11 protein-coding genes and 2 pseudogenes are annotated in these 8,830 nt (G+C 57.0%); 7 read left to right on the forward strand and 6 right to left on the reverse strand.

What is annotated here, in order from left to right; translation table 11 throughout:
- Positions 1-206: 206 nt before the first annotated feature.
- The gene (locus FBZ97_RS34060) at positions 207-422 is read right to left on the reverse strand and encodes a hypothetical protein (RefSeq protein ID WP_113353600.1); all 216 of its coding nucleotides are present in this window, start codon (positions 420-422) and stop codon (positions 207-209) included.
- Positions 423-682: 260 nt separating this feature from the next.
- On the opposite strand from FBZ97_RS34060, the gene FBZ97_RS34065 reads away from it, so the two are divergent.
- Together FBZ97_RS34065 and FBZ97_RS34070 are read left to right on the forward strand one after the other, a co-directional pair.
- Positions 683-1,147, forward strand: a complete 465-nt coding sequence (locus FBZ97_RS34065) for a hypothetical protein (protein ID WP_246661951.1) — start codon at positions 683-685, stop codon at positions 1,145-1,147.
- Between the two features lie 434 nt (positions 1,148-1,581).
- Complete coding sequence (locus tag FBZ97_RS34070; protein ID WP_145324678.1) at positions 1,582-2,160, forward strand: response regulator; 579 nt, start codon at positions 1,582-1,584, stop codon at positions 2,158-2,160.
- 29 nt (positions 2,161-2,189) lie between these two features.
- On the opposite strand, the gene FBZ97_RS34075 is transcribed toward FBZ97_RS34070, so the two are convergent.
- From FBZ97_RS34075 to FBZ97_RS34090, 3 genes are all read right to left on the reverse strand, one after another.
- On the reverse strand, positions 2,190-2,657 hold the full coding sequence (locus FBZ97_RS34075) for a hypothetical protein (protein ID WP_145324676.1): 468 nt from the start codon (positions 2,655-2,657) through the stop codon (positions 2,190-2,192).
- A 501-nt stretch (positions 2,658-3,158) separates the two neighbouring features.
- Positions 3,159-3,575 carry an NAD(+)--rifampin ADP-ribosyltransferase gene (arr, locus tag FBZ97_RS34085; protein ID WP_145324674.1) on the reverse strand — a complete coding sequence of 139 codons (417 nt, stop codon included), beginning with the start codon at positions 3,573-3,575 and terminating at the stop codon, positions 3,159-3,161.
- Positions 3,576-3,624: 49 nt separating this feature from the next.
- On the reverse strand, positions 3,625-4,245 hold the full coding sequence (locus FBZ97_RS34090) for a CGNR zinc finger domain-containing protein (RefSeq protein WP_246661952.1): 621 nt from the start codon (positions 4,243-4,245) through the stop codon (positions 3,625-3,627).
- Positions 4,246-4,333: 88 nt separating this feature from the next.
- On the opposite strand from FBZ97_RS34090, the gene FBZ97_RS34095 reads away from it, so the two are divergent.
- From FBZ97_RS34095 to xth, 5 genes are all read left to right on the forward strand, one after another.
- A complete protein-coding gene (locus FBZ97_RS34095) occupies positions 4,334-5,278 on the forward strand; it encodes an EamA family transporter (protein ID WP_145324672.1) in 945 nt (314 codons plus the stop codon).
- A gap of 28 nt (positions 5,279-5,306) precedes the next feature.
- A complete protein-coding gene (locus FBZ97_RS34100; protein ID WP_145324670.1) occupies positions 5,307-5,786 on the forward strand; it encodes a GNAT family N-acetyltransferase in 480 nt (159 codons plus the stop codon).
- A 296-nt stretch (positions 5,787-6,082) separates the two neighbouring features.
- Positions 6,083-6,487 carry a GFA family protein gene (locus tag FBZ97_RS34105; protein ID WP_145324668.1) on the forward strand — a complete coding sequence of 135 codons (405 nt, stop codon included), beginning with the start codon at positions 6,083-6,085 and terminating at the stop codon, positions 6,485-6,487.
- A gap of 194 nt (positions 6,488-6,681) precedes the next feature.
- On the forward strand, positions 6,682-6,858 hold the full coding sequence (locus FBZ97_RS34110) for a DUF3606 domain-containing protein (protein WP_145324666.1): 177 nt from the start codon (positions 6,682-6,684) through the stop codon (positions 6,856-6,858).
- 3 nt (positions 6,859-6,861) lie between these two features.
- Positions 6,862-7,662 (forward strand): exodeoxyribonuclease III, encoded by an 801-nt coding sequence (gene xth, locus FBZ97_RS34115; protein WP_145324664.1) that lies wholly within the window; start codon positions 6,862-6,864, stop codon positions 7,660-7,662.
- Between the two features lie 85 nt (positions 7,663-7,747).
- Here xth and FBZ97_RS35015 read toward each other — a convergent pair.
- Positions 7,748-7,919 (reverse strand): annotated as a pseudogene (locus FBZ97_RS35015) (SOS response-associated peptidase); the annotation flags it as partial.
- Between the two features lie 378 nt (positions 7,920-8,297).
- Positions 8,298-8,726, reverse strand: a pseudogene (locus FBZ97_RS34125) (substrate binding domain-containing protein); the annotation flags it as partial.
- Positions 8,727-8,830: the final 104 nt, after the last annotated feature.

The following is an 8,830-nucleotide window of genomic DNA, read 5'->3' on the forward strand; positions in this document are numbered from 1 at the left end:
GGCGATGATCCGGCCTGCCGGACGCGCAGGCTGGGTGCCGACGATTTGCGAACGGCCTGCGCATTCTCCGAAAACATGTCCAGCTGAGACGTCATGGGCCATCTAACGAAAACGGTCGCACAAATCTAAAGCGTCAAATGCCTCAAGAGAAGCGCCCAGCGCTGCCGGATCGTGCATACCCACTGCTAATCGACGTCACGACGACCCTAATGGGTTCGCCGTGTTGCGGTGTGGACCGCGCCGCCGATGACGGTGTCCATATAATCATCCGCGAGTTCCAGCAGGGATTCTGCTATGCACTCGGGCTCCCACCCGTCTTCGAGGAGCTCATCGACTGCTCTGGCGATGTTTTGCCGGAGCTGCTCACGACACTGCCGCTTCGACTGATCCGCGAAGCCGATCACCCATCCTTTTCCTGGCATGCAGCTCCTCCTTCGTGGCGACGGGCGCATTCACCCTCTCGGAGGAGATATAGCAAAAGCCTCCGCCAGCAACCGGGAAAGTCGAATTTCGGAGAAGAATGCTGTCGTGATCACTTTGCGGACGAGCCAATCCGCAAAAATCAAGGATGCGGGTGCGAATGATTGATCTGTCACTGCCATGGATGATGGACTAGGCTGGTCCCCGTTGGGAGATGCAGGGTCTTTCAACACTGCATCTCAAAACCATGGAGCATATGGTTGTGACGAATTTTATTGAGAAATGGTCCGCCAGGAAGGCGGACAAACCCAAGGGAGGTGCACGGAACGTCGTCGAGACGTTTCGTCTCCGGGTCGCCGAGCAGAAGAACTATTTGGAAGAGTATGAGCGTGATCCTGCCGGCTTCAGGAAATGGCGGTCCACATGGTTTCAGCGAGTCCCAGGCGGTTTTGGCGTGAGCGTTGGCCGCGACGCGCTCAGCACCGGCAACGGGTTGAGCTACGTTGTCGTCGAAACCGTAGGACAAGTCGCCGAGTTTCTCGATGATCTCGCCCAGCATGCTGAGCATGATCTCGATTTCCAGAAAGCGCTTGAGGAAAATCGCGCCCGCCGCGCCGCGGTTTTGAACGCCGCAAAGGCGCAGTCCAAGACGGTCAAGTCCGCTCCCGCCAAGGTCCCACGGGCGAAGGTCGGTCCAAAGGCAGGCAAGGCCAAAGCGGACGAATAAGCCCGACGCTCGTACGTAGCCAAAGCAATGCTCAGCCCGCCTCGCGCGGGCTTTGTCTTTGTGACACTTCATGGGCGACGAGCGCATCTGTTTTCAAGCTTGAGCGCCTCTGCGAACATTGAAAACGGCGTCGTCTTGTACGCTTCGTAAGCCCGGCCCTATTTGCCTGATTCCACCGATCTTTTTTCGCCACGCGTCGAATGGACAACGAGAGGGAGCAGAATTGGATGATGATTTCCAGACTAAGGACATGTGCGCGCCGGCGCGATGCGAGGCCAAGATGTGCCAGCCAAGATTGGTTTGCTATATTGGGCACGATAAAATGTCGTATGACGACACAAAGTTCAGATGACTCTTATTTTAGCGTTGATTCATGAAGTGAGACATGAAACTGTACTTGGGCGTGAATGCCTCAGATATAAGGAAACGCGCGAGTGGTATTTCGTGATTTGTCACGTGACATTTTAGGCTCGCAAGATCTCAAGATCGTCCGGGACGTATTTGAGCGGGTGAGCTCCGAACCGTGGTTCACCGCGCACGCCGAGAAGCGCGACGAATTCGCTCGATATGTCGTGCGGATGTACCGCAAAGGTGTGGTCATTCCCGACAAACTGGAAGCAGTTTGCCTGACCGCGGCTAAGGAGCGCTTCTCGAACAAGGCTGTCGGCGGGTGCCGTTTCCTTATCGTTGAAGACGAGGAAATCATTGCGGTGGACGCCGCCGATACCCTGGCTCGAATGGGGGCGGAAATTGTCGGCCCGGTTAGCACCGTTAAGGATGCATTCGAGGCCATCGAAGGCGCCGGGGCCAGTCTCGATGCGGCGCTTCTTGACATCAATCTGCGTGGACAGACAATTTTCCCCGTGGCGGCTTTTCTGAAAATGAAGCACATACCGTTTGCGTTTGTTACGGGTTACGATGATCGGTCCGTACCAGCATTTTTCCGTTCGACGCCGATTTTCACCAAGCCTGCCAACTGGGAAGTAATAGCGTCGCGTCTTGCGCAAAGTTAGTTTGGCGTCCCAAGCTCGATCGCGGAGCGCTACTCCGGGACGCTACATCCGCTATGGAGCGATTTCAACTTGAGCCGTTGGGCGTTGGGCATATCCTTGGAGAATTCGGTGTATGCCCATAACATTGCAATTTTCTGTAATTGGTTGGGCTTGACGATTCCGTATCGAAATAATCCGACCAAACCGACGGCGAAACCTTCCCGGCTATATTCGGTGTCATCAAACCAGCTTTGTGTCGTTACAATTTCGTATATTCCTTTTAGCATTGTCAGTTCGCTTTGCGACAACTTTCCCTGCGTAAGACGCTTCAGCCGTTCCATCATTGTTCCCGCTGCGCGTTCGATTCCCAAACTTGTGCACGTGCTGCATAACGATAGCAGGTCGGTCTCGAGCCCTGCCATTTTGACCATGCCCAGTACCACCGCATTTTTTATGATTGCATAAGAGGAACCTGCAGAAGAGGCGAAGGTTCCTTGCGTGATAGTCTGATAGCGCATTGCGCGTAGGCAAAGGGGTGTCCCGGGGTAGCAGCGATCGAAGCCGCGGCAAAAGCCGGAGTTCGGGGCAAGGTTCGGAAAGCGCCAACCGCCCAGACATGCTTATCTGAAAGAGCTTGCTGACGGCAAAGTTGTCCCCGGCGTCGTCGATTTATTCCAGATGGAAGTCAAAGAACTCGGAACGGGGTTCAAGGTGTCAATCAGCACGGAGCCGAACAAGAGAGCTGTTCGAGGACGATCTCGATCAGTTCCGTACTCCAGCCTTTTCATCCCCAGGACCTCCACATACCATGCGGCGGACGCTTCTACGTTGGTGACGTTGATGACGAGATGATCGAGGGCGGATATTTCCCTGGGCCTTGCTTCTGGTTCTTCTTTTTCGGCGCTCCTGAGACCTGTGCTGTTCGCGGCTCCAATGATCATGTCGAGGCCGGACATCCCCGCAAGCATGGAAATGGAAGGGATCGACCGGCCGCCGAAATACCGTCGATCCCACAGCGGTCAATCGATAATGACGTTAGCACCTTCGGCCGTTAAGCGCGCCAACCCGTCTTTCATCTGACGGATCTGTTCCGCCGTATGACCGTGCCAGTTCACGACCTCTCCGATCACCCGCAACGGGTCCCTCGATCGATAGGAGAGAGTTGGGTTTCCCGGAAATTTCTTGTCGGTCACGTTCGGATCATCGAACCAGGCGCCGGTCGGCTCGACGACATAGATGCGTCCTGGTTTTTCACCCGCAGCCAATTCAGCACCCCAAATCGCCGCATCCATTGTGCCTGTGAAGTATACCCATGATAACTGCGTGTCGGCGGCGAAATTGGACGGGTATCCGGCGGCGATCATGTCCCCGGGCCGCAGATCGGCGCGGGTACCGTGAAAAAACGATTGTGAAAAGGTCGTTGCAGCTACCGACATGGCCCTATCTCCTTTTGCGCGTGAACCTTGCTGTCCGTGGCCGCGTCATTTACTCAGCTCGCACGGCCCGGAACTTCCGCACCCTGGCATGTGATCCACACGTCCTGTCAGAGCACCAGCGCCGATGACCATTACGTGAGTGGTCGAGGAAAAGCCAACCGCAGTTCGGACCTTCGCATGCCCGGATCGGGCGGCGATTCCGTCGCGATGTCAGCAAATCCGCGGCCAGCCAGCCGACGCGAGTTGAAATTGCGTCCAGATGGTCCGCGGGCGATTGCAGCCATTCGATCGCCTCACCGACGTTGACCAATCTGCGCTGCGCCTGCGCGCGCCTTGCGACCTGGTCGAGCAGCTCAAGGTCTTTCATGCGAACCGGCTCGTCGCCAGCTTCGGTCAAAAAAATTCGATGGAGGGTCTTTCGCAGCTCCCTGGCACGGAATAACTCCCTCTCCGCTTCAGAAGGCGACTTTGTCGCCAGCGAAAGCAGGGTGCGTTGCTCTTCGTCATCAATGACCTCGAGGCGCCCAGCCCAGGAAACCAGGTCGCTGTAGCTGTTCAAGAACTCCGGACCCCATCGCTCGCCACGGCTATCGACCGTGTTGACGAAGTCGAGTGCGGGGTGGCCGCCGAGCAGGCTGATCTCGCCAATGTTTTTCTGTCTTGTCATCATAGGGAATATCGGATCGCGGAACGATTTGGGCAAGAGCTAGTTGTAACGGTCTATGGCATATTTATCCGTTACATGAATTGGAAACCCCATGGCCTATCGTTTGAACAGGAATCAGCTCCGCTTTCTGACGCTATGCGTCATCTGGGGCAGCACGTGGATCGCGAGCAAGGCCGGCATCGAAGCCGTTCCACCGTTGCTTTTTGCGGCAATGCGCTTCACCGCGGCGGGGTTGTTGCTGCTTGTTTATGGCTGGATCAAGGGCGAGGCTGCAGGCTTGAAGATCGAAGATGGCATACGCTTCATCGCCGTCAGCATATTGATGATCACTCTGTGCTACGGGCCGCTGTTCTGGGGCATGCAGTATATCGACACCGGCACGGCCGCGGTTCTGGAGATGTCGCTGACACCCATCGCTCTTTTGTGTTTCGCCTTGTTGTTACGGGAGGAAAGGCTCGACGTCAGGCGGATCCTGGCAATCGCGCTCGGCGTATCAGGATTGGTGGTTCTGTTCTGGCCGTCGGCGGCAGGCGGAAGCGGATCGAAATCGGAAGCATTCGATGGTGCGAGCCTATGGGGCGGGTTGGCGGTCTCGTCGGCGGCGTTTACCTATGGCTACGGCTCGGTGCTGGCGCGACCGTTGCTGCGATCCTATCCAGCGGTTTTCGTTGCCGGTATCACGACGCTGGTCGGTGGCATCGCGCTGATGGTCGCTGCACTGATATTCGAGCCGGGTGCTGTGGCCGCTGTTTCAGGAAACTGGGGCACGAGCGCCTGGACGGCTTGGTTCTTCCTTGTGATCTTTGGTTCGCTGGTCGGGTATACGACGTACATGCGGCTGTTGCGGGATATCGGCGCCTCCCGTGCGGGCAGCTATGCCTTCGTATCTCCCGTGATTGCCGTTGTGCTCGGCGCGCTGTTCTTTTCTGAACAGGTTACAGTTTCCGATGTCATTGGCATCATCGTCATGCTGACCGGCGCCTATCTCGCCATGGTCGAGGCGCCGACCGCCAGACGTTCGCCGGTCGAAAGCTGACGTTGGGGCACAACAGAAAGGCCGAACAATGGAATACCTAAAGGCGACGCCAGAGCATGATGATATCCTTATCACGCATTACCTGGCAATCTGGAACAGTTACGGCACTCCGCCGGATCACATCTGTTTCGATGCCCGGTTGAAGGTCCATCGTTTCATCGAAGAGGGTAGGCAGAGCCGCGAGCTTGCTACATTCATCGCGTTGGACGGCGCGACCGCTGCTGGGTCCGTCTCGTGCCAAGTTCATCTCTCCCCCTATCCGGACGTCCTTCGGCAAGATGTGCACAAGCGCGGCTATATATGGAGCGTCTTCGTAGAGCCTGCGTACCGCCGCCAGGGTATTTCGCGCCTGCTGACACAGCTTGCCGTCGAACATCTCAGGTCGGTCGGCTGTACTGCTGTCGTGCTGCATGCTTCGGAAGCCGGCCAGCCGGTTTATGCGTCTCTTGGTTTCAAGCCTGCCACGGAAATGCGTCTCACGTTCGGCGAAACAAGTTCCGAAGCTTGATGTAATTGCCAGCAAGATTGATCAGCGCGCGAAGCGATCAGCCCAGTCATTTAAGACAAGAACATCTGAACTGGGGATTAAGACAGGTCGCCAGCATGTTTTGACCGTACCTTTCCGATGCGGCAAACAGTGAGCTGAGCGAAATGCTTAGCCGTCCGACCGTGCGAAATTAGTGGTTCGACACAGGTTCAGGAATGGAGACGCTGCTGTTGGGGCACAAGAGTGGCAGAAGTGGATGTCGACTTGTGAGGGGCAGCCTCTATGTCCGAAATAGTGAAAATGGAGGGAGAGCTGACATGCATATCGATGGCGCATGCCAATGCGAAAAAATCACTTATGAAGCCGAGGTCGACCCGCAAGACGTGCCGATCTGCCATTGTACCGACTGCCAGAGATTGACGGGAACCGCTTACCGAGTGACGGTCAGCACACAACGCGATCACTTCCAGATTACGTCCGGCGCGCCCAGACTTTACGTCAAGACCGCCGACAACGGTCGCCGCCGGCAGCAATTCTTCTGTGCTGATTGTGGATCGCCCATCTATACGACCGGAGAGGATGAAGATGCCGAGCGAGTTGGGATTAGACTGGGAACGGTGAACCAGCGCCAGGAGCTGAAGCCCCGCTCGCAGCTCTGGTGCTCGTCCGCGTTGGGATGGGCTCAGGATCTGACAGGACTTCCGGGTCGAGCGGGGGATTGAGCGTCTCTGTCAATATGAACCGAGCGCTTCTCACCTTGCCTTAGAGAGAAAAGCGACGAGGTTGGTGCGTCAACGGGTGCCCAGCGGCTTCCTGATGCTGCGCTCATTTGAGGGATCTCCCGCACCATACGAGTATGGAACTTCTTGAATCGGCGTCCGTTTTCCGGTGGCCGAAACCATAAGGGGCACGAACAATGGCAACCACGTCGCGAGGCAGAGCACAGGATCGAGCCAAGGTCGCAGTCGGGCAGGATCATGAAGTCCGTTACGAGGCGAAGAAGGAAGGCGTGTCAAAGGACACGGTGAAGAAGGCCGTGAAGAGCGCCGGGAATTCCCGCAAGAAGGTCGAGGCGGGAATCGGCCGAGACTAGGCCGTGAAGCTCGCGACCTACAATGTCAACGGCGTCAACGGCCGGCTCGAGGTTCTTCTCCGATGGCTTGAAGAGGCCGAGCCGGACGTCGTCTGTCTGCAGGAGTTGAAGGCGCCGCAGGAGAAGTTTCCGATCAAAGCCATCGAGGCCGCCGGCTATGGTGCCGTCTGGCAGGGACAGAAGTCATGGAACGGCGTCGCGATCCTTGCCAAGGGCCAGGAACCTCACCTCACCAGAAAAGGTCTGCCCGGCGATCCGGAAGACGCGCACAGCCGCTACATCGAGGCCATCGTTGACGGGATCGTCATCGGCGGGCTCTATCTCCCGAACGGCAATCCGTATCCTGGGCCGAAATTCGACTACAAGCTCCGCTGGTTCAAGAGACTGGAGGACTATGCGGCCGAGCTGCTCGAACTGGAAGTTCCGGTCGTGCTCGCCGGCGACTATAACGTCATGCCGACGGAGATCGACGTCTACAAGCCGGAACGCTGGACGGACGACGCATTGTTTCGCGTGGAAGTCCGGGAGGCCTACAAGAACCTTGTCGACCAAGGTTGGACGGATGCTCTGCGCCACCTGCATCCGGGCGAACACATCTACACCTTCTGGGATTATTTTCGTAACGCCTATGCCCGCGACGCCGGGCTACGGATCGATCATTTCCTGCTGAGTTCCGAGCCGGCGGCAAGATTGACGAAGGCGGAGGTCGACAAGCATGTCCGCGGCTGGGAGCACACGAGCGACCACGCCCCCGTCTGGATCGAACTGAAGGATGAACCGCTGAGGAAGCGGAAGGCGAAGTGAACGAAGCGCAAGTTAAGGACCGGCGGGTCACAGCGGAATGTCTTGCTCCACCCGGCTCGCCAGACTTCGAAACGATCGATGACCCTTAGGGCTTACGCGCCAGAATGATCAGCGCATCGTTCGGAAGGTGGTCGAGTGAGTTGCTTTGCTTCGCCCCATGACGCTCGCATCCAGATGTCAGTTTCTTCCTTCGTCTGCAGCAGGACAGGCATGGCCTTATCATAAATTTGGCTTAACGAGTCACTGGGATCCGTGGTCGCCCGCAGCGATAGCCGATGAAAATCAAAGGCGTAGATATCATGTATGCGACAGAGAAAGTCGGGTCGTCGGTTCCGATCCCTTGAAGAGCTGGTGCTATCGGACGTCAGTTGACCGCAGACCGTCATGTCGCGCAGCGCGACCATCGGCCGGAAGACATTATGCAGGCCAACTGTTCGAGCGGGCGGGGAGCTGTCTCCCATTGACCCCGGAGGGACATTGCTGGGAAGAACGAAATCGGATCAACACAATGCGAGTTCCGCATCATCCCAATCGAGGCCGCGCCCATGACGCTCGCTGTCGCCGCTTTTAGGCTTTCCCGTTCGTTATCGCGCCAGATTTGGAAAAGGCATCCGCCTGAATGTCGTAGATCGCACTCAAACTAGGAAATGCTCCACCAGATAGTCCACAAACACCTTGATGTTGAGAGCGAGACTTCTGCGCGCACGAAACAAGGCATGAATGTCGGCCTTGTCGCGGTGGTGATAGGGAAAGAGCCGAATGAGGTGACCATTGTCGACATCATGAGCCGCAAGGAAACTCGGTAACCAACCGATGCCCGCTCCGCCTAAAAGTGCGATACGTAGCGCGGCGGGGTCGTTCACCGACAGCCGAGGCGCCACGTCGACCTCGACGGCGCCACCCGGTCCGTCGACCTTCCAGCTTTTAGGTCCAGGTAATCCGCCCTTGTCGACTATGTCATGGCGCGCGAGGTCGGTGAGATTTTCGGGGTGCCCCATCCGTGCCAGATAGGCGGGGCTGGCGAACAGGCCGAATACGGCATGGCCGAGCTTGCGGGCCGTAAGGCTCGAATCCTCTAGGCAGTAGTGACGATTTAACTATCGCAGCCAATGATTATGGCAGCGATGATGACGAAGCCTCTGAAATTGGCGAGCAACTTGTCGTATCG

The organism is Rhizobium sp. ERR 942, assembly GCF_007828395.1.
In the GTDB taxonomy this organism is placed as follows: domain Bacteria; phylum Pseudomonadota; class Alphaproteobacteria; order Rhizobiales; family Rhizobiaceae; genus Rhizobium; species Rhizobium dioscoreae.

Excerpts from the sequence above, each read along its gene's own strand:
- FBZ97_RS34060 (WP_113353600.1), bottom strand. The coding sequence starts at position 422 with ATGCCAGGAAAAGGATGGGTGATCGGCTTCGCGGATCAGTCGAAGCGG.
- FBZ97_RS34075 (WP_145324676.1), bottom strand. The coding sequence starts at position 2,657 with ATGCGCTATCAGACTATCACGCAAGGAACCTTCGCCTCTTCTGCAGGT.
- arr (WP_145324674.1), bottom strand. The coding sequence starts at position 3,575 with ATGTCGGTAGCTGCAACGACCTTTTCACAATCGTTTTTTCACGGTACC.
- FBZ97_RS34090 (WP_246661952.1), bottom strand. The coding sequence starts at position 4,245 with ATGATGACAAGACAGAAAAACATTGGCGAGATCAGCCTGCTCGGCGGC.
- FBZ97_RS34095 (WP_145324672.1), top strand. The coding sequence starts at position 4,334 with ATGGCCTATCGTTTGAACAGGAATCAGCTCCGCTTTCTGACGCTATGC.
- FBZ97_RS34100 (WP_145324670.1), top strand. The coding sequence starts at position 5,307 with ATGGAATACCTAAAGGCGACGCCAGAGCATGATGATATCCTTATCACG.
- FBZ97_RS34105 (WP_145324668.1), top strand. The coding sequence starts at position 6,083 with ATGCATATCGATGGCGCATGCCAATGCGAAAAAATCACTTATGAAGCC.
- FBZ97_RS34110 (WP_145324666.1), top strand. The coding sequence starts at position 6,682 with ATGGCAACCACGTCGCGAGGCAGAGCACAGGATCGAGCCAAGGTCGCA.